This is a genomic window from Nocardia sp. alder85J (assembly GCF_020176955.2).
GTDB lineage: Bacteria > Actinomycetota > Actinomycetes > Mycobacteriales > Mycobacteriaceae > Nocardia.
In genome coordinates this window covers 272,083-292,734 of record NZ_JAIUCZ020000011.1, presented here as the reverse complement: position 1 = coordinate 292,734, position 20,652 = coordinate 272,083, and the positions used below count along the sequence as shown (strand labels likewise).

The window sequence follows — 20,652 nt, the reverse complement described above, 5'->3', positions numbered from 1 at the left end:
CGGCATCACAGACGACCGCCGGCCCGGTATCGCCGCGCCCCCGGCGGCCCGCGATCCGCAGCCCGCACATCCCCGGCGGTCCCACTGGCTACCGTGCCGACGTCGCCGCCCGGGGCCGGGGTCGGCGCAGGTAGCGTGAGGCGCTATGGCCGTTCCACATCACGTTCTGTCGACTCCGGGCACCCGGAGGCTGGCCGAGGCGTGCCGGCCGGAGATCGCGGAGCTGACCAAGCGGCTGCTGTCCGCGATCTTCACCGACAACCCGGAATGGACCGACTACACCTCCGTCCCCCGGGCGGCGCTGCGCGACGGCTGCCGCCGGTACCTGACCCGCATCCTGGATCTGCTCGGCGGCGAGACCTCCGATCCGGAACACGACGACGTCGCCGCCTCGATCGGCCGCGAGCGCGCCGAGCAGGGTGTTCCACTGGAGGCGATGCAGCGGACGTTCCGGCTCGGCGGCGGCATCGTGTGGGCGGCGCTGCTGGACAAGGCCGACCTCTCCCCGGAGAACCAGGTCGGGCCGCAGGAGATCCGCGACGCCGGGACCGCCATGTGGACGGTCATCGACGGCCTGTCCTCGGCGCTGGTCACCTCCTACCGCAAGACCGAACTGGAACAGGTCCGGCAGAACGAGCGCCGCCGCCACGCCCTCATCGAGGATCTGCTCGCCGGGCGCGCCCACGACGCCACCTTCGCCGCCCGCGCGGCCCGCGAACTCAATCTGCCGCCGCACGGCGGCTATCTGGTGGTCGCGGCCCGCTCCGATGCCCGGCCGGTGCGGGCCGGTGCGGAAACGGCGTTGGGGGCGTTGGGGATTCGCTCGGTCTGGCACGACCGGGTGGACAGCACCATCGCGGTGGTGGCGCTGGAGCAGCGCGACGCCGCCACCGTGCTGGCACAGCTGCGGCCGCTGGTCCGGGGCCGGGCCGGCGCCTCGCCCGCGGTACCCGGTCTGGCACAGGTGGATTCGGCGCACACGCTGGCGCTGATCGCGCTGGACACGCTCCCGGCCGAGGCGACGGGACTGGTGGCGCTGGACCAGCGCTACCCGGAGGCCCTGCTGGTCCGCTCCCCCGACCTCACCGGCCTGCTGGCCGCGCACGCCCTCGGGCCGGTGCTGGAACTACCGGCCCGCGAGCGCGACATGCTGTTACAGACCCTGTCGGTCTGGCTGGACGAGAACTGTTCCGCGGCGCACGCCGCCCCGCGGCTGCACTGCCACCGCAATACGGTGATCAACCGGTTGCAGCGCCTCACCGTGCTGCTGGATCGACCGCTGGAGGACCAGCGGTCGATCCTGGAGCTGTCGCTGGCCCTCACCGCCCTGGAGCTGGGGATCGCGCCTACCGACCGCTGATCGGACCGTCGCCGGCTGCGATTGCGCACGAGCCCGGCCCTCGCCCCGATATTGCGGTGGTGACCAACCGTCGAAAAATTCGACCACGATTCGGATCTCTGCGCGAATACGGTCGTCTCGACCGTCGACGACCCGTGCGTTCATGGTCACCCGCGGCATACCATTGCATTTCGTTCACGTACCGACGAACGACATTGGCGGGCACAGGCCGAGGCGGCATTCGATCCGTCGTCGCCTCACCCGAAATGAGCGGTATTCCCGGGAGATACGCACACCTGCCCGAGTCACCGAGGACATTGCCGCACCCGAGGCGGAACAGTATGTTTTCCGCGGCCCTGGCGCTGCCCGCTCGCGGCCTCGGCGTGTCATCCGGTAACCGCGCCACGACGACCGTGCCGAGCGCCGCGGTCAGTTCCAGGCCGCCAGCTTCTCCGGATTGCGGACCACCCAGATCCGGTCGATCCGACCGGCGGTGACACTCATCGAGATCACCGCGAGCACCTCGCCCGCGGCGTGCGCGACCAGCCCCGGCTCCCCGTTGACCAGCGCCTCCTCGATCAGCAGATCCGGCTGCCGCTGGAACACGTCGAGGAAGAACCGGGCCACCGCCGCGGCGCCGACGAGCGGTTCGATCGAGGCGGTGACCAGGCCGCCCCCGTCGGTGACAGCGGTGGCCTGCGGATCCAGCAGCCGCACCAGTTCCGCCAGGTCCCCGGTCTGCCAGGCCGACCGGAACGCGCCCGCCAGCGTGGCTCGCTGCTGCGGCGGCGCGGTCACCGTCCGGGCGGTGTCCACGCGGCGGCGCGCCGACGAGGCCAGCTGGCGGCAGGCCCCCGGCGAGCGGCCCACGATGTCGGCGATTTCGTCGAAGCGGTACCGGAACACGTCGTGCAGGACGAACGCGACCCGTTCGGCCGGGGTCATCCCCTCCAGCACCAGCAGCAGCGCCATCGCCACCGATTCGTCGAGGGTGACCCGATCGGCCGGGTCGGCGGTGTCGTCGAGCGGTTTGTGGCTGGTCCAGCGGCCCGGGCCGGGCAGCGGTTCGGGCAGCCACTCGCCGACGTAGCGCTCGCGGCGGGCGCGGGCCGAGCCGAGCATGTCCAGGCAGATCCGGCCGGCCGTGGTCATCAGCCAGCCCATCGGCGACTCGATCTCGTGCCGGGCCGGCTCGGTGAGCTTGTACCAGCGTAGATAGGTCTCCTGGACCGCGTCCTCGGCGTCGGCGACCGAACCCAGCAGCCGGTAGCCGAGATTCATCAGCGCCCGCCGCTCCTCGGCCACGGCGGGCAGATCGTCCGGCCCGGTGTCGTCCACGGCGTCCTCCCGATCCGGTCGTTGCTCGGGTGAAGAACTCATATCCAGTAGACGACACAGCTCCCGGGAACGTCAGCCGCCGGCCAGACATTCTCGCCGCCTGCGTCGTCATAGCCGTGGAGCCGGATTCACCGAGGCTCGCGAGGGGGCCCGATCCGGACCACACGGACACCGTCGAATCAGGAGGAAACCGCAATGACCGCCAACTTCTTCAACGTCATCGAGGTCGACCCGGCCAAGCAGCAGGAACTGATCGAACTGCTCGAGGAGGGCACCGAATCCGTCATCCGGCACCGCCCGGGATTCGTGTCGGTCAACCTGTTCGCCAGCGCCGACGGCAGCAAGGTGATCAACTGGGCGCAGTGGGCCGGCCCGGAGGATGCCGAGGCCACGCTCGGCGATCCGGCGGCGCAGGAGTTCGCGAAGCGGACCGCCGCCATCGCCGAGGCCAGCCCGGGGGTCTACGCGCTGGTCGCCGAGTTCAAGGCGGAGCCGGCGTAATGAGTGCTCCGGCACAATCGGGGTTCGCTTCCCGCGCGGCACACGCCGCGCGGGAAGCGGATTCCCGCTATCGGATGGCGCCGTTCGTCAAACGCTCGATCAACAAGGTCTTCCCGACCCACTGGTCGTTCCTGCTCGGCGAGATCGCGCTGTATTCGTTCATCATCCTGATCCTCTCGGGGACCTGTCTCGCGCTGTACTTCGATCCGTCGATGAGCGACGTCGTCTACAACGGCTCCTACGCGCCGTTGCGCGGCGTCACCATGTCACGGGCCTACGAGACCGCGCTGAACATCACCTTCGAGGTCCGCGGCGGGCTGTTCATCCGGCAGGTACACCACTGGGCCGCACTGCTTTTCGCGGCCTCGATGATCTTGCACCTGTTCCGGATCTTCTTCACCGGCGCGTTCCGCAAGCCGCGGGAGGGCAACTGGACCATCGGCTCGATCCTGTTGATCCTGGCCATGTTCGAGGGCTTCTTCGGCTATTCGCTGCCGGACGATCTGCTGTCCGGCACCGGGCTGCGGTCGCCGCTGGGCGGGATCACCATGGCCGTGCCGGTGATCGGAACCTGGTTGCACTGGCTGCTTTTCGGCGGGGAGTTCCCCGGCAACGTCATCGTCCCGCGGCTGTACATCGCTCATGTACTGCTGATCCCCGGGATCATGCTGGCGCTGATCGCCGCGCACGTGGCGCTGGTCTGGTACCAGAAGCACACTCAGTACCCGGGTCTCGGCCGCACCGAGAAGAACGTGGTGGGCTCGCGCATCGTGCCCGTGTTCGCCGCCGACCAGGGCGCGTTCTTCATGTTCACCCTCGGCGTGGTGGCGGTGACGGGTGGTGTGCTCCAGGTCAATCCGATCTGGAACTTCGGTCCCTACAACCCGTCCCAGGTGTCGGCGGGGTCGCAGCCGGACTTCTACATGATGTGGACCGACGGCCTGGCCCGGCTGCTGCCGGCGTGGGAGATCTACCTGGGGCCCTACACGATTCCCGCGGCCTTCTGGGTCGCGGTGGTGATGGGGCTGGTGTTCACGGTGCTGGTGATGTATCCGTCGATCGAACGGCGGCTGACCCACGACACCGCGATCCACAATCTGTCGCAGCAGCCGCGGGATGCGCCGGTGCGCACCGGGATCGGGGCCATGGCGATCGCCTTCTACCTGGTGCTGACGTTGTCCTGTGTCGACGACATCCTCGCGATGACGTTCGACCTCTCGCTCGACGCCGTGACCTGGATCGGGCGGATCGGCCTGCTGGTGGCGCCGCCGGTGGCGTACTACGCCGCCTACCGGATGTGCCTGGGCCTGCAACGCAGCGACCGGTCGGTGCTGGAACACGGCATCGAGACCGGTCTGCTCGAGCGACTGCCGCACGGCGAGTACATCGAGGTGCACCAGTCGCTGGGGCCGTGCGACGAACACGGTCACCCGATCCCGCTGGAGTACCAGGGGGCGAAGGTGCCGAAGAAGCTGAACGAGTTGGGTTTCGCCGGTCGTCCCGGCGGCGGCACCTTCCTCCGCGCCGACCCGCCGGCCGAGGCGGCGGTGCTCGAGCAGCACGAAAAGCACGGTGAACAGGCGCAATTGGCGGTCCTGCACGAACATCAGGATCGGAACTCGTGAGCCGATGAAGTTCCCGAGTTCGGCGCGCGGCGGCGAGTACGGGCTGCTCGTCGCCGCGGCCACCGTGGCCGACGACCGGGCCGCCGAAACCGTGCGTGAGCTGCTGCGCCACAACGGGATACGGGCGACCTGCGGACCGTCACGGCACCGGTCGGCATGGGGCGGCCGGATCCGGGTGCCGGTGTTCCCGGAGGACGCGGTACGCGCCTACCAGGTGCTGTGCAGAAATACCCGGTGATACCCCGAAATGCCGTACCCACGGTAGGTATCGAACCACCGGAATTGAACATTCGGTCCTTTTCCAGCACCTTTGACACGTCAACTCCGTGTGTCATGTCACAGTCGTAATATTATTGACACACAGATAACACAAAATTAAGCTCGGGAACGGCTCATGGATCCCGGGTTTCCGACGGGAGCTCTCGCAGCGTCGCGCGAGCGGGTGGCCGCACGGCCGGAGCAGGACTTTCGGAATAAAAACACGAGGGCTGCAACCATGCGCGACTCCCTGAATATTCTGACCATATCACCGGCGATGACCCTCGCCGAGCGGAAGGCACTCACCCGCTCGTTCGCAAGTTCATATGCACGTGCGGACAAGCTGGAGAAGACCCGGATCCTGAATCAGGTCTGCGCCGCGACCGGTTGGCATCGTAATCACGCCCGCAAGGCATTGAGCAATGCCACGCAGCAGGAATCCCCGGCCGCCCGCACCACGGCCGACCACGTCAAATACGACGGCAGAGTGGTCGAGGCGCTGCAATTCTGCTGGACGATTCTGGACCAACCGGCCGGTAAACGGCTCGCGCCGATCCTGCCGGAATTGGTCGGCGTACTGCGCCGGCACGGCGAACTGGCCGTCGACGATCGCACCGCCGAACTGCTCGGCGAGATGTCGCCGGCCACCATCGATCGCAGGCTCGCCGAACAGCGGCGGCGGCATCCGCCCGCCGCACCCCGCAAGATCCGGCTGACCCCCACGGTTCGTGACGATCTGACCGCGCTGGTCTGGAACGGCTGGGACCACACCCGGCCCGGATTCACCCGCGTGACCATGGCCCACGACGGCCGCGCCCGCACGCTCACCGTCGCCGACATCGCCACCGGCTGGACCGAGAGCCGGGTGGTGGCGACACCGGCGCACGCGGCGACGGCGGTGGAGGACATCGCCCGCATCCTGCCGTTCCCGATCCTCGGGCTGGGCTCGATCGACTGCGGCCGGGAGGCCGACGCGGCGCTGCTGGCGTGGTGCCGGCAGCGCCGGCTCACCTTCGCCCGATCCCGCACGGCCAGTTGCGAATTACCCACGCCGCCCCAACGGCCGCTTCCGGGCGAGCTCGCACTGAGCAACGAACTCTGGACCGACCGCTCGCTGCTGACCAACTATTTCCACCCGCAACAGCGGCTGGTCGGCAATGCGCACGGCCGCCGATACGACACGGTGACGCCCTACCAGCGAGTGCTGCGGCACCCCGCGGTGACCGGCGAGGACAAGGCCATCCTCGCCGACACCTATCGGGACATCAATCCGGCCGCGGTCCATCGGCGGCTGAAATCCGCAGCCGCGCGCCTGCACGCCCTGCGTGTCTGAAAAGCGCGCGCCCGAGGATCGTTCGGCGACGACCGGCACCCGCCCGGCCGCATATCCGGCCCGCCCATCTTCCCCACCGGAACCAGGTCGACGGCGGTACCGGGAATATCGCCCGCACCGTCGGCGACGGCCTCGGCGAGACTGCCGATATCTCCCTTCCGGTGTGATGGCCGCCGCGACGCGGGCCGCCGATTGTCTCGTCGAAAAGCCTTTCCTCGGTAACGCTTGCCTGCACAATTCCTCGCCGCGACAACATCCGCGCTGGTCCAGCCGATCTCGTGACGGCATTCCCACCTCGAATACCGTGCGACCGGGAATCGGAACGCATTTTCCGAGCGGGTGCCCGATTTTCTCCGGGCCTGTTTCACGGCCCGGTCCTCCGGCCGATTGATGCGCCGGAGGCACACCGTGGAAAATACCGCGTCCGGGCGGATCCACCGCCTGCCGACGGACATCGACCCGCCACCCGTTGGGCTCCGAGCACAATTTCGTTACCCGATTGCTGGGCTTTCCGATGCTTGATTGTGCATCGCGTACCGGCAAGACTCGTGTCGACGGCCAGTGCCCATATCCGGGCGTCTGGTCCAACGTTCGAGACTGAGGAGCACCACGAGTGCCGGAATTCGATCTGCTGGTGATCGGTGGCGGTCCCGGCGGCTATGTCGCCGCCATCCGGGCGGCGCAGCGCGGGCTGTCCGTGGGACTGGTGGAGAAGGAGCGGCCGGGCGGGGTCTGCCTGAACTGGGGATGCATCCCCACCAAGGCGATGCTGCGTTCCGCGGAGGTCTTCCACACCGTCACGGCCGCAGCCGAATTCGGGGTGTACGCGGACAACGTCCGGTTCGACTTCGGCGCGGTACGGCAGCGCAAGGACGGAATCGTCGAGCAGCTCACCGCCGGGGTGGCCGGGCTACTGAAGGCCAACGGCGTCACCGTGATCGAGGGCCACGCGCGATTCACCGGGCCCACCACGGTCGAGGTGTCCGAGGCCGGGCCCTCGCCGATCTACCCGGACGGGCCCCGCTACGCGGCCGCCCCGGTCACGCCGATCCGGCAACTGACGGCCCGTGACGTCGTGATCGCCACCGGTTCGGTGCCCGCGCGACTGCCGATTCCGGGAGCCGAGCTGCCGGGCGTGATCACCTCCGACGGCGCGTTCGGGCTGACCGAGGTGCCGAAGCGGGTGGTGATCGTCGGGGGCAGCGCGGTCGGCGCGGAGTGGGCGAGCCTGTTCCACACCTTCGGGGCCGCGGTCACCGTCGTCGAGATGCAGGACCGGCTCGTCCCCGTCGAGGACGCCGATATCGGTGCGGCACTGGGACGTTCGTTCACCAAGCGCGGTATCACAGTGCTGACCGGGGCCACCGTACAGGCGATCACGGAGACGGCGGACGGGCTGCGCGTCAGCGTCGGCGGGCCGAAGCCGGCCGAGCCGGTCGCCGATGTGGTGCTGGTGGGCGTGGGGCGCCGTCCCAACACCGCCGACCTCGGCCTGGATATCGCCGGAATCGTCACCGACGCAAGAGGTTTCATCCCAGTGGATGACGGCATGGCCACCGGCGTACCGCACGTGTACGCGATCGGCGACGTCACCGGTAAGGCGCTGCTCGCCCATGTCGCCTCGCATCAGGGCATGGTCGCCGCCGACGTGATCGCCGGACAGCCCTCGCACATCGACTACGACGTGATCCCCGCGGCCACCTTCACCCATCCGGAGATCGCGAGTGTCGGGCTCACGGAGGCCGCCGCGCGCACGGCCGGGCACGAGATCGTCACCGCCACTTTCCCGTTCGCCGCGCTGGGCCGGGCGAAGACCTGCGGTGAGACCGAGGGTTTCGCGAAGATCGTGGCCGGGCAGCGGCACGGCGAGGTGCTGGGCGTGCACATCATCGGCCCGTCCGCCAGCGACCTGATCACCGAAGGCGCCCTGGCGATCTCGCTCGAGGCGACGCTCGACGAGCTCGCCGGCACCATCCACGCCCACCCCACCCTCGGCGAGATCGGCATGGAGACGGCGCTGGCCGGTCTCGGCATGCCGCTGCACATCGCGCCGCGGAAGCGCTGAGGAGACCGCGATGACCACCAGCACCGCACCCCGCAAGCCGGTCCGGAAGGCCGCGCCCGCCGACACCCCGTTCGGCGGTGAGGATCCCGCGGTAGTCCGCGGGTACTACCGCGACATGCTGTTCGTGCGGCGCTTCGAGGAGCGCACCGCGCAGAGCTATCAGCAGGCGAAGATCGGCGGCTACTGCCACCTCAACCTCGGTGAGGAGGCCACCGTCGTCGGCCTCGGCGCCGCCATGCGGCCGACGGACTACCTGTTCACCAACTATCGCGAACACGGTTATGCACTGGCCAAGGGCATCGAGCCCGGCCGGGTGATGGCCGAGCTGTACGGGCGCAGCACCGGCACCTCCAAGGGCTGGGGCGGCTCGATGCACATGTACGACACCACGACCCGGCTGCTCGGCGGGTACGCGATCGTCGGCGGCCAGGTGCCGCTGGCCGTCGGCGCGGCCCTGGCCATCGACTACCGCGGCGGCGACGACGTGGTGGTGTGCCAGATGGGTGAGGGCACCACCAATATCGGCGCCTTCCACGAGTCGCTGAACATCGCCGCGCTGTGGCGGCTGCCGGTGGTGTTCCTGGTGGTCAACAACCAGACCGGGATGGGCACCACCGTCGAGCGCTCCTCCGCGGAACCCGAACTGTACAAGCGCGCGGCCGCCTACCGGATGTGTGGCGAACGCGTCGACGGCACCGATGTGCTCGCCGTCCGCGACGCGGCCGCCGACCTGATCGAGGGCGCGCGGCGCGAGGGCAAACCCGCTGTGCTGGAAGCGGTCAGCTACCGGCTCAAGGGCCACTCGGTCGTCGACCCGGCGAAATACCGCTCCGCCGAGACGGTGTCGGAGGTGCACGCGCACGATCCGATCGAACGCCTCGCCACCGCGCTGCGCGCCGCCGGGCTGCTCGACGACGACGCGGCCGCCGCGATCGAGACCGAGGTCCGCGAACAGGTGGCCGCCGCGGTCGAATTCGCCGACACCAGTCCGCATCCCGAGCCGTCGAGCCTGTTCGACTACACCTATGCCACCCCGGTCGCGGGCGACTCCCGCCGCCTGCCCGCCGACCCGCTGTTCTGAGGTAACCAACGATGCCAGTCATGACCTATCGCGAAGCGCTGCGCGAGACCCTCCGCGAGGAGATGCGGCGCGACGAGGACGTCTTCCTGATCGGGGAGGAGATCGGCGTCTTCGAGGGGTCCTACAAGATCACCGCCGGCCTGCTGGCCGAATTCGGCGAGAAGCGGGTGCGCGACACCCCGATCGCCGAGGAGGGTTTCGTCGGCGCCGCCATCGGCGCCGCCATGCTGGGCCTGCGCCCGGTGGTGGAGATCATGACGATCAACTTCTCGCTGCTGGCGCTGGACCAGATCGTCAACCACGCCGCCAAGATCTACGGCATGTTCGGCGGCCAGACCCCGGTGCCGATGGTGATCCGCACCCCCGGCGGCGGCGGACAGCAACTGGGCGCGACCCATTCGCAGAACATCGAGCTGTACTACGCGTTCGTGCCCGGCCTGAAGGTGGTGGCCCCCAGCACCCCCGCCGACGCCCGCGCCCTGCTGAAGGCCGCGATCGCCGACAACGATCCGGTGTTGTTCCTGGAGAACCTCTCGCTCTACAACACCAGGGGCGAGGTGCCCGCCGAGCTGCCGCCCGCCGAGATCGGCAAGGCCGCGATCACCCGGCCGGGTACCGACATCACCCTCATCGGCTACTCCCGGATGGCCACCGTCGCCACCCAGGTCGCCGAACGCCTTGCCGCCGACGGTATCTCGGCCGAGGTGATCGACCTGCGCAGTCTGCGCCCGCTGGATCGCGACACCCTGGTGGCCTCGGTCCGCAGGACCGGCTGCGCGGTGATCGGCGAGGACGACTGGCTCACCTACGGCATCGGCGCGGAGGTGGCGGCCTCGATCTCCGACGGCGCCTTCGACCATCTCGATGCCCCCGTACGCCGGGTCGCGATGGCCGAGGTGCCGCTGCCCTACGCCAAGCCGCTGGAGCGGCTCGCCCTGCCGTCCGCCGACTCCCTGTACACCGCCGCCGTGGAAACCCTCGCGGCCGTGGGCCGTCGTCGCTGAGCGCGGCTCGAAAGGAACATCGTGCCCGAAATCGTCATGCCCCGGCTGTCCGACACCATGGAGGAGGGCGTCGTCGTCACCTGGCTGAAGCAGGTCGGCGACCCGGTCAGCCGCGGCGAGGTGCTCGCCGAGATCGAAACCGACAAGGCCCTCATGGAACTGGAGGCCTACGACGACGGTGTGCTGGAACGGATCCTCGCCGAGGCCGGCGCCCGCGTCCCGATCGGCACCACCATCGCCGTGCTCGGTGACGGGTCCGGAGCTGGTGCGGAGCAGGGTGATTCGGAATCCGGTTCCGCGGCAGCGGGATCCGGGCCCGCGGCGGCAGCGACCACCGGCACCCCCGCATCCGGTGCGGCGGGTTCGCTCGGGGCCGGGCTGCCCGCCGCACACACCGCGGCCGACGCACCGGTGCCGGGTGGCACCCGCCGCCCGAAATCCTCCCCGCTGGCCCGCAGGATCGCCACCGAACGCGGCGTCGACCTGGCCGCCGTCACCGGTACCGGCCCCGGCGGCCGGATCACCCGTCGCGATGTCGAAAATGCCACGCCCGCAACGCCGCCCGCCACCGACGCGGTGAACGGCGCCCCGATCGTCGGGCCGGGAGCTGTCGCCGCTCCCGCCCCGGCACTCCCCTCCGGCGACTGCGACGAGATCCCGCTGACCACGATCCAGCGGGTGTCGGCCGGACGTCTCACCGAGAGCAAGCAGCAGGCCCCGCACATCTATCTGACCAGCGCGATCGATGTGACGGACCTGCTGGCGTTCCGGGTGGAGGTCAACCGCACCCTGGAGGCCGCCGGCGCGGGCAAGGTCAGTGTGAACGACCTGCTGGTGAAGGCCGTGGCGACCACGCTGCGCGCCGACCCCGCCGTCAACGTCTCCTTCGCGGGCGACAAACTGTTGCAGCACAAGGGGATCCACCTCGGCATCGCGGTCGCGACCCCGGCGGGCCTGCTGGTCCCGGTGGTCCGCGACGCCGACCGCAAGTCCGTCTCGGAGATCGCCCGCGAGTCCCGCGACAAGGCCGAACGCGCCCGCGACCGCAAGCTGCGCGCCGACGAGATGTCCGGCGGCACCTTCACGATCTCCAACCTGGGCATGTTCGGCGTCGAGCAGTTCACCGCGGTGATCAATCCGCCCGAATCGGCGATCCTGGCCGTCGGCGGCGCCACCGACGAACTGCGCCTGAACGGCAGCGCGGTGGTGGCGCGGAAGATCCTGCGCGTCACCCTCTCCGCCGACCATCGCGCCATCGATGGCGCGGTCGCCGCCCGCTTCCTCCAGCACCTGAAGGACCTGCTGGAACACCCGCTGCGCATCGTCACGTAGCCCCCCCGAACCCCGGCGGCCCCCGACCCTCGGCCGCCGACACCGCCATCGGCGCGGCCGGTCCCGGTTACCCCGGCCGCCTCGATCCACCGGAGCGCCACGAGCGCTCCCGGGTTCCGGTCACCGGCCGGAACGGCGGAGGTGAACACCGCGGCGGCGAGCCCGGCCACCAGCCGACTCGCCGCCTCCGGCGTTCCCCCCGGACCATCGGCCGCGACTGCCGAACACCCGCGCCGCTTGCGATCGGGACGCCGCCACCGGCTCATCGGGCCGGAGCATGTCCGGCGAGGCCATGGAAACTGTTGCGGCCTCGGCACTTTCACCGGGCACGGTTCGGCGAGCCGAAACGGCCCGGGCCTTCCTCCGCGGTCGGCCGGCAGGCTACCGTGTCCGACCCGACGCGTGGCCTCCAGCGTTCCGGTGCAGCGTGACCGGAACGCCGATGCGCATCGGCGTCGACGGACCATCGCCACCGAAGCAGCCGCTGCCCACTCGGCCGGAGTGCGTACGGCCCTCCCGGTGAGCGACGCCGAAATCGCCGCCGCTGCGGCCCTTTCACGAGGTACGGACGGCCTTCACCACTGCCCGTCGGCGATCGGTTTGCCGGGGGCGTCACCCAGGTGTTTCACCTGGCCGGGCGTCGGTGGTTGCCAGGGTTCGTGGTCGTCGCCGAACCATTCGCCGACGGGGGCCACGCCGGTGAGCGGGTCGGCGGGGGCGAGGTCGGTGCCGTCGGCGTCGTAGTAGTCGAACCAGGGCAGACCGGCGGCGGTGTAGGCGCGGCGGTCCACCGGTGACGGTGGTGGTACCTCGCCGGTGATGGCACGCCAGTCCGGTGGGGTCACCAGGTGGACGAAGACCCGGCCCGAGGGTTCGGTGGCCCAGTCCGCGGCGGGGCGGGTGTCGGCGTAGATCTCCTGGCGCATGGTGCCGCCGACACCGAGGCCCATCGCGGTGGCCTTCTTCGCCCGCAGCGGCGGCGCGCCGGGGGCGGCTCCGGCCGGGGCGGGCATGGCACTGGGAAACGGTGGCGCGCTGCCGAACTGGACGCTGCGCATCCGTTCCATCTCGCGCTGCTGTTCCTCCTGCCAGCGGCGCAGCGCGGCGGGGGTGAGCGCGAAGTTCTGCAATTGGATTCCGCCCCAGACCTCTTCGCCGGTCACCTGGGCCTCGACCGTCGCGCCGACCCCCATCGGCACCGCCACGAACTGCCGGATCGTGCCCTTGCCGGAGTTGATACCGTCCAGCCAGGGCTGCCGCGGCAGCACCACGTAGTTCTGCGGATTCCGTGTCAGCCGTGAGCTCCACGGCTTGCCCGACACCGCGCACACCTTGCCGACGCCCACCTGGAGGGCGGCGGGCTCCTCGGTACCGAACGACAACCACATCGCCTCGCGCACATACATGGGCAGCATCACGCCGCCGCGCGCGAGCCATTCCGGGGGCGCGGTATCCGGGAAGTCGGTGACCCGCCGTACCGGGAAGTCACCGAGACCCGGCGGCAACGGATGCGTGCCCTCCTCCGGCAACCGCAGGGTGCGGACGAACCGCACCCCCACGCCGCCGGGCAATACCACCCGGTTCCCGTCCAGCCGCACCCCGTCGCTCATACTCGCACCCTATGCGCACCTGCCCCTTGCGGGTAGCGGATTTCCCACGGCAGCGGAGGTTTCCACACCTTTCCCTGCCGAAGCCGCAGCGGGCGGCACCGATTCACCCTCACCGCCGACGACCCACCCTGCCCCATGGCCGGTGTCATCGCCGGAACCGGCCGCATCGAGGTGCCGGGGAGACGCGGGCTACCGCCGTCGCACTCCGGCTGCCGGGACTCCGGCAGGCGCGGCCGCCGGTCGTGAAAGGCCACCTCGCGTGGCGCTCGACTCGAATGCACCGGACGGGCCGGGCGCCGATGCTCGAGGACCGGCCGGATCCGGCAGACGGGAACCGAATTCGGCGCGCCTGCCGCCGGTCGTTCCGCACGGACCGGCAGAATCGCTGCTCGTGGTGATCATGGGACGCAGGTTCGCACTCGCGCTGCTGGCCGGGCTGCCGTGGCAGGCGGTGGGTACGGCGACGGGTGCCCCGAAACCCGATGTCGCGCAGCGGATGCCGACGCGCTACACGATGACGGCCTTCCGCGCCGACAGCGACACCACGATGGCGGTGTACGAGTCGGTGGACGGCACCCGGTTCACGCCGGTGGCCGAGCGCGCCTACACGCCGCCCACCGGGCTGGTCCGCGATCCCAGCGTCATGCTGCACAGCGACGGCTGGTACCACGTCACCTACACCATGGCCGCCGATGCGACCGCGATCGGTATGGCCCGCAGCCGGAACCGGGTCGACTGGACGCCGCTGGCGCCGGTGCCGATGCTGGTATCGGGCCGTCTGGAGGGCACCTGGGCACCGGAATGGTACACCGATGCGGCGGGCCGGGTCGGGATCGTCGTCTCGCTGACCTGGGGTCACGGTTTCACCCCGCATCTGCTGGTGCCGCTGGGTCCGGACCTCACCGCATGGTCGCCGCCGATCCCGTTGCGCGGTATCGGCCCTCGCGGCCCGGATTCGCTGGGCTTCATCGACACCGAGCTGGTGCCGCTGGACGGGCGGGTGTACGCCTTCGTGAAGAACGAGGACACCAAGCTGGTCGAGCTGGCGGTGGCCGATCATCCGCTGGGCCCGTACCGTTTTGTGGCCCAGGGTGATTGGGCCGGCTGGGGTGGCCCGCGCGAAGGTCCGTCGGTGGTGCCGCTGCCCGACGGCGGGCATCGTATCCATCTCGACGCCTACACCGAGGGCCGCTACCTCTACAGCGACAGCTACGACGGCTTCCGGACCTGGTCGGCGCCGGCCGAGGTGCCCGGACTGTCCGGCGTGGTCCGGCACGGCACCGTACTGGCCGAATTCGACCCGCCGACACCATAGTTCGGCACCGTCGCCGAGCCGCCCGGCCGAACGAGCAGATCCGGCCGGACGACACGCTCGGGTGCCGGGGTCGGGGCGGGCTGCCGTCACCGTCCCGGGTCAGCGGCGGGTTCGGCATGCCGCGCCGGGAGCCGTTCTCGTGCCGCCGCGGTCCGGGCGGCCACCGCGGCACACCGGCGGGAGATCCGCCCGCGCGTCTCAGAGCATCTTCAGCAGGTGCAGGTCGGTGACGTACTTGTGGATCAGGGCGGGGGTGAGGTGCGGGATGTCGCCGTCGGGGCCGAGATTCGCCTGCCGGACGGCGGCGCGGAACAGGTCGGCGGGCAGGACCGAGCCGCGGGTCGGGTCGGCGGGGGTGCGGTAGGCGTGCAGCAGCGGGAGCACCGACTGCTGGCGTTGTTGCTGGGGCAGGCCCAGCAGCGCGGTCTCGAAGCGGGCGAACCATTCGTCGTAGTGCTCGAAGCGGCGGATCGGGTGGCCCTCGTCGATCAGCCAGTCGACGAACTGGTCCAGGGAGATGCCGTCGTCGTGCGGGTTGAGCACGTCGAAGGTCTGGTAGCCGGTGGTGGCCGCGGCGCCCAGGCCGGTGATCGCGGCGGCGGTGAAGTCGGCGGGCAGGCCGTCGTAGTGGGAGCGCTGCCGGTGGCCGGCGGAATCGGTGCGGTAGAAGGACTTCGGGGCCAGGCCGGTCGCCAGGATGCTCAGCAGCAGCCGGGTGAACATGTCGACGACGTTCAGCTGACCGGCGTAGTAGCTGTGCGCCAGGATCATGTCGGAGCGGAACACCGTCACGGGCAGGTCGAAGCGGTCGTGTGCCTCGCGCAGCAGCACCTCACCGGCCCACTTGCTGTTGCCGTACCCGTTGGCGTACGAATCGTCCAGTGCCCGTTCGGGACTCATGGCGCGGATATCGCCGTCCTCGGTGAATCCGGTGGGCGCGATCTGCGCGGCGACCGCGACCGACGACAGATAGGTGACCGGCTTGCGGCGGGTGGTCAGCGCCATGCGCAGCACCTCCGCGGTCCCGACCACGTTGGGGCCGAACAACTGGTCGTAGGGCAGCACGTGGTTCACCAGCGCGGCGGGATGCACGATCATGTCCGTGATCTCGGCCAGTCGCCGCCAATCCTGCTCGGACAGGCCGAGATTCGGCTCGCCGATGTCACCGGCGAGCACCTGGAGCCGGCGTCGCGCCAGATCCCGGTAGTGCCGCTGCAAGCCGAGATCGCCGGAGTCGAAGGCGGCGTCCAGGCGGGCGCGGGCCGCGGCGGCGTCCTTGCCGCGGACGAGGCAGATCAGCGCGCCGTCGCGAGCGTCGAGCCGTTCCAGCCATTGCAGGCACAGGAATCGGCCCAGATAGCCGTTGGCACCGGTGAGCAGCACGGTGCGCGGCGGATCCGAGGCGGGCGGCGCGGTCGCGGCGGCGGCGAGGGTGGCCTCGTCGAGGAATTTCTCCAGCGTGAGGTCGGTGGCGCGGATCCGGTCGCCGTCGCCGTGTACGCCCGAGGCGGTGGGGCGCAGGCCCCGGGTGGCGCGCTCGTTGTCGATGTACTTGGCCAGTTCGGCGAGATCGACGGCGGGACCGACGATCACGCCCACCGGCACCTCGACGTCGAAGATCTCGCGCAGCAGCGTCGACAGCGACAGCGCGGACAGCGAATCGCCGCCCAGATCACCGAAGTGCGAGTCGGGCGCGACCTCACCGTCGGCCGCGCCGAGCATCGCCCGGACCGCCCGCACCACGGTCGCCAGGGTGGGCCGATCGGCGGCGCCGGTGCGCAGCGCGGTCAGTTCGTCGGTCTGTTGCTGCTCCAGTTGCCGGTACAGCGCCTCCAATTGGTCGCCGTAGCGTTCCTTCATCCTGGGGCGCAACAGCTTTCCGACTCCGGACAGCAATCCCTCGGTGCGGGTGAACGGATGGGTCTCGATGATCAGGTCGCGCGGAATCTCGTAGGAGGCCAGGCCCGCGTCCTGCGCGATCCGTTGCAGCGATTCGGTGAGCGCGGCCTTCAGATCGTCCGGATGCGCCTCGCGCGCTTCGTCGGTGGGCACGACCACCGCCAGCACGTAGGACCGTTCGCTGGAGCCGTACACGAAGATCTGCCGGACCAGCGCACTGGTCGCGAACACCGCCTCCAACTGCGAGACCGCCACGAACTCGCCCTGCGACAGCTTCAGCACGTTGTTGCGGCGGTCCACGTAGACCAGTTCGTCCGGACCGGTCTCGGCCATGATGTCACCGGTGCGATAGAAGCCCTCCGGATCGAACATCTCCGTGGACAGTTCGGGACGCTTGTAGTACCCGGGGAACATCGTCATGGTCTTGATCAGCAGTTCGCCACGCGGATACGGCTGGTCGGTGGTGTGGTAGCCCAGTTCGGGCACGTCGACGAGTTTGTAGTCCAGTACCTCCGGGCGGCGAATCCGGTTGTCCCGCAGCACTCCTCCGGCTTCGGTGGAGCCGTAGCCGTCGTGCAGCGGCTGCTCGAACACCGACTCGACGAAGGCGCGCATCTCCGCCGACAGCGGCGCGGTGCCGCTGCCCACCGACAGCACCCGGCCACCGAACTGCCGCTCCCGCAGGTCGATTCGCACCGCGCGCTCCGCCTCGGCCCGGTCCTCCCCCGCGGCGACCCGATGTTCCACCGCACTGGTGAACTCCTGGAACACCAGATCGCAGACGCGCGGCACGAAGAACAGTGCGGTGGGCCGGGCCAGCTCGAAATCGTCGAAGAGGGTGGACATGTTGCTGGCGGCGGCGAAATACGACGTGCCGCCGGTCAGCAGCGCCGAGGTCAGTTGCAGTCGCCCGGCGAGATGGCTCAGCGGCATATAGCTCAGCCCGATGGTGGGCAGCGTGGGCACGACGCCGGTTTCGTACCGCGCCCGCCACATCGCGGCCACCATCCGCTCGGTGTACATCGCCCCCTTCGGGGTGCCGGTGCTGCCCGAGGTGTAGATCAGCATGGTGAGCGGATTCTCGTCGACCGCCGGGATGTACAGCGGCGCCTCGGGCAGGTTGTACCCGCGGTCGAGCACGGTGGTCAGGGCGCTGACCAGGACCGGGCTCCCGGCGGCGACCAGGCGGTGGCGCGCGGCCTCCATGGCGGCGCGATGCCGGTCGTCCTCGGGGTGGTAGTCGAATACCATCAGCTGTTCCGGGGTGTAGCCGGTGAGGATCGCCTCCACCGCGTCGCGCAGGAATTCGACGCCGGTGGCGAGGACGCGCGGGGTGGTCTCGGCCACGATCGCCGCCCACTGCCCGGGTGGCGCGCTGAACTGCAACGGCACCGCCACGATGCCCTGCCGGGCACAGGCCAGGTCGACCACGACGTAGTCGGGGCTGGTGAATCCGAGGATGGCGACGAAATCACCGGCGCGCACCGAATAGCGCTCGTCGCGGTGCCAGGCGGCGGCCAGCGCGCCGGCCGCCGACCACATCTCCCGATAGGTGACGGTGTCGAAGACCGGCAGTAGCCGGCGCACCCGGCGCCCCGATTCGTCGGTGGCGAGTTCGGCCGCGCGCATGCCGAGCGCGGGCCGGTCGGAATAGCCGGTGGCGAGGATGTCGAGGATCTGTGACAGCCGCATACTCGGCCGCAGCACGGCGGCGGTGACGTCCTCCGCGGGCAGGGCGGCACGGACCTGCGGGTCGGTGAGGATGTCGTCGATGCGACGCTGCTGGTCGGCTTCCCATGTACTCGCCATGCCCGGCCTCCTGGAGGACTCTTCCGGCGGATTACGGTCGACACTCACGCACCCGCGCAGGGGTACGCGCCACTCCTTGCTCGCGAATTGCCGCCACAGCTAACCAGCAGCAACTATAAGATTACTGCCTGCAACCGGCGCGCACACGAACGACGCCGTGTCACCGGACCGGGCATGGCGGCATTGTCATCAGCACCGGCCACGGCGGTTGGTACCCGGCACAAACACTCGTGCGTAACCCGGAGTTACTGTTAACGTCGGGACCCATGACCGCGCACCAGTTCGACTTCGACGTCCTCGTCATCGGGTCGGGATTCGGCGGCAGCGTGACCGCGCTGCGCCTGATCGAGAAGGGCTATCGGGTCGGCGTCCTGGAGGCCGGCCGCCGCTACCGGGACGCCGATTTCGCCGACAACAGCTGGGACCTGCGCCGTTACCTGTGGGCGCCGGCGCTGGGCTGCTTCGGGATCCAGCGCATCCACCGGCTGCGGGACTGCTTCATCCTGGCCGGCGCCGGGGTCGGTGGTGGCTCGCTGAACTACGCGAACACGCTGTACAAACCGGGTGCGGCCTTCTTCGGCGATCCGCAGTGGGCCGGGATCACCGACTGGGACGACGAGCTCGGCCCCTTCTACGACCAGGCCCGGCGGATGCTCGGCGTGGTGCCGAATCCGCACATGACGCCCGCCGACGAGATCATCCGCGCGGTCGCCGACGACATGGGCCGTGGCGACACCTTCGTGCCGACCCCGGTCGGGGTGTATTTCGGCGAGCCCGGCAAGACCGCCGCCGATCCCTATTTCGGCGGCGTCGGACCCGAGCGCACCGGCTGCCTGGAATGCGGCGAATGCATGACCGGCTGCCGGCACGGCGCCAAGAACACGCTGGTGAAGAACTATCTGGCGCTGGCCGAACGGGCCGGCGCGCAGGTCTTTCCGATGACCACCGCGCGGGCGTTGCGGCCGCAGCCGGACGGCAGCTGGCGGGTCGACACCCAGCGCACCGGATCGCCGGTGCGCCGCCGCCGCACCCTCACCGCGGAACGCGTCGTCCTCGCCGCCGGTACCTGGGGTACCCAGCGGCTGCTGTTCCGGATGCGTGATCAGGGCCTGCTGCCCGCGCTGTCGGCCCGGCTCGGCGTGCTGACCAGGACCAATTCCGAGGCGATCCTCGGTGCGGGCCGTCCGAAGCTGGATCCGGGCCTGGATCTGACCCGCGGCGTCGCCATCACCTCGTCGTTCCATCCCAGCGCCGACACCCACATCGAGCCGGTCCGCTACGGCAAGGGTTCGAACGCGATGGGGCTGTTGCAGACCTATCTGGTGGACGGCGGCCACCGGGTGCCGCGCTGGGCGCGCCTCCTGCCGATGATCGTCGGGCATCCGGTGCGGACCAGCAAGCTGCTGCGCACCCGGCAGTGGTCCGAGCGCACGATGATCCTGCTGGTGATGCAGAGCCTGGACAATTCCATCACCACCTTCACCAAGCGCGGACCGTTCGGCCGGCGATTCACCAGCAAACAGGGCTACGGCGAACCGAATCCGACCTGGATCCCGGCCGGGCACGAGGTCACCCGCCGGGTCGCCGACAAGATCGACGCGATCGCGGGCAGCACCTGGCCGGATCTGTTCGGCATCCCGCTGACCGCCCATTTCATCGGCGGCTGCACCATCGGCGCGGATCCGGCGCAGGGTGTGATCGACCCTTACCACCGGGTGTACGGCTATCCGACGCTGAGCGTGGTCGACGGTTCGGCCATCTCCGCCAATCTCGGGGTGAATCCGTCGCTGACCATCGCCGCGCAGGCGGAACGGGCGGCCTCGCTGTGGCCGAACCGCGGCGAGGCCGATCCGCGGCCGGAGATGGGTGCGCCGTACCGGCGGGTCGCGCCGGTCGCGCCGCAGCGACCCGTGGTGCCCGCGTCGGCGCCGGCCGCGCTGCGCCTGCCCATCGCCGAGATCCGCCACACCGGGGTGGCGGACTCGTCACCGGGACTTTCCACCGCGTAGGCCCAGGCGAACGCCGGTTTACCGGCGGCGGCCCGGCGTGGCGGAAATATCCCGCACCGGCAGCCGCGCGGACACATCCGCACCCCGGAGCGTTCAGACGGCGGCCGTACCGTCGCGATGTCGAACCGGGGACA

At 70.0% G+C, this 20,652-nt stretch carries 14 protein-coding genes; 11 read left to right on the top strand and 3 right to left on the bottom strand.

The annotated features are described in order from the left end of the window. The first annotated feature begins 145 nt into the window (after positions 1 to 145). The gene (locus LBW94_RS35355) at positions 146 to 1,360 is read left to right on the top strand and encodes a PucR family transcriptional regulator (protein ID WP_225061657.1); all 1,215 of its coding nucleotides are present in this window, start codon (positions 146 to 148) and stop codon (positions 1,358 to 1,360) included. A gap of 408 nt (positions 1,361 to 1,768) precedes the next feature. On the opposite strand, the gene sigJ is transcribed toward LBW94_RS35355, so the two are convergent. Next, positions 1,769 to 2,719 (bottom strand): RNA polymerase sigma factor SigJ, encoded by a 951-nt coding sequence (gene sigJ, locus LBW94_RS35350; protein ID WP_225061658.1) that lies wholly within the window; start codon positions 2,717 to 2,719, stop codon positions 1,769 to 1,771. 153 nt (positions 2,720 to 2,872) lie between these two features. On the opposite strand from sigJ, the gene LBW94_RS35345 reads away from it, so the two are divergent. The 8 genes from LBW94_RS35345 (at position 2,873) to LBW94_RS35310 (ending at position 11,876) form a co-directional block, all read left to right on the top strand. Further along, positions 2,873 to 3,178: a putative quinol monooxygenase gene (locus LBW94_RS35345; protein ID WP_225061659.1), complete on the top strand. Its 306-nt coding sequence runs from the start codon at positions 2,873 to 2,875 to the stop codon at positions 3,176 to 3,178. Then, a complete protein-coding gene (locus LBW94_RS35340; protein WP_225061660.1) occupies positions 3,178 to 4,803 on the top strand; it encodes a cytochrome b in 1,626 nt (541 codons plus the stop codon). The genes LBW94_RS35345 and LBW94_RS35340 overlap by 1 nt, the downstream gene beginning before the upstream one ends. 4 nt (positions 4,804 to 4,807) lie before the next feature. Beyond that, positions 4,808 to 5,041: a hypothetical protein gene (locus LBW94_RS35335; protein ID WP_225061661.1), complete on the top strand. Its 234-nt coding sequence runs from the start codon at positions 4,808 to 4,810 to the stop codon at positions 5,039 to 5,041. Between the two features lie 258 nt (positions 5,042 to 5,299). Then, positions 5,300 to 6,394 carry an integrase gene (locus tag LBW94_RS35330; RefSeq protein ID WP_225061662.1) on the top strand — a complete coding sequence of 365 codons (1,095 nt, stop codon included), beginning with the start codon at positions 5,300 to 5,302 and terminating at the stop codon, positions 6,392 to 6,394. 613 nt (positions 6,395 to 7,007) lie between these two features. Beyond that, the gene (gene lpdA / locus LBW94_RS35325; RefSeq protein ID WP_225061663.1) at positions 7,008 to 8,459 is read left to right on the top strand and encodes a dihydrolipoyl dehydrogenase; all 1,452 of its coding nucleotides are present in this window, start codon (positions 7,008 to 7,010) and stop codon (positions 8,457 to 8,459) included. A 10-nt stretch (positions 8,460 to 8,469) separates the two neighbouring features. Next, positions 8,470 to 9,540 (top strand): pyruvate dehydrogenase (acetyl-transferring) E1 component subunit alpha, encoded by a 1,071-nt coding sequence (gene pdhA, locus LBW94_RS35320; RefSeq protein WP_225061664.1) that lies wholly within the window; start codon positions 8,470 to 8,472, stop codon positions 9,538 to 9,540. A gap of 20 nt (positions 9,541 to 9,560) precedes the next feature. Beyond that, on the top strand, positions 9,561 to 10,544 hold the full coding sequence (locus LBW94_RS35315) for an alpha-ketoacid dehydrogenase subunit beta (protein WP_225061665.1): 984 nt from the start codon (positions 9,561 to 9,563) through the stop codon (positions 10,542 to 10,544). A gap of 21 nt (positions 10,545 to 10,565) precedes the next feature. Beyond that, positions 10,566 to 11,876, top strand: a complete 1,311-nt coding sequence (locus LBW94_RS35310; protein WP_225061666.1) for a dihydrolipoamide acetyltransferase family protein — start codon at positions 10,566 to 10,568, stop codon at positions 11,874 to 11,876. A 575-nt stretch (positions 11,877 to 12,451) separates the two neighbouring features. On the opposite strand, the gene LBW94_RS35305 is transcribed toward LBW94_RS35310, so the two are convergent. Next, on the bottom strand, positions 12,452 to 13,486 hold the full coding sequence (locus tag LBW94_RS35305) for a hypothetical protein (RefSeq protein ID WP_225061667.1): 1,035 nt from the start codon (positions 13,484 to 13,486) through the stop codon (positions 12,452 to 12,454). A gap of 400 nt (positions 13,487 to 13,886) precedes the next feature. Here LBW94_RS35305 and LBW94_RS35300 point away from each other — a divergent pair, with 400 nt between their 5' ends. Then, complete coding sequence (locus LBW94_RS35300) at positions 13,887 to 14,801, top strand: hypothetical protein (protein WP_225061687.1); 915 nt, start codon at positions 13,887 to 13,889, stop codon at positions 14,799 to 14,801. A gap of 198 nt (positions 14,802 to 14,999) precedes the next feature. On the opposite strand, the gene car is transcribed toward LBW94_RS35300, so the two are convergent. After that, on the bottom strand, positions 15,000 to 18,509 hold the full coding sequence (gene car, locus LBW94_RS35295) for a carboxylic acid reductase (RefSeq protein WP_225061668.1): 3,510 nt from the start codon (positions 18,507 to 18,509) through the stop codon (positions 15,000 to 15,002). Between the two features lie 266 nt (positions 18,510 to 18,775). On the opposite strand from car, the gene LBW94_RS35290 reads away from it, so the two are divergent. Beyond that, positions 18,776 to 20,518, top strand: coding sequence for a GMC oxidoreductase (locus LBW94_RS35290; RefSeq protein WP_225061669.1), 1,743 nt, complete (start codon positions 18,776 to 18,778; stop codon positions 20,516 to 20,518). Positions 20,519 to 20,652 lie beyond the last annotated feature (134 nt).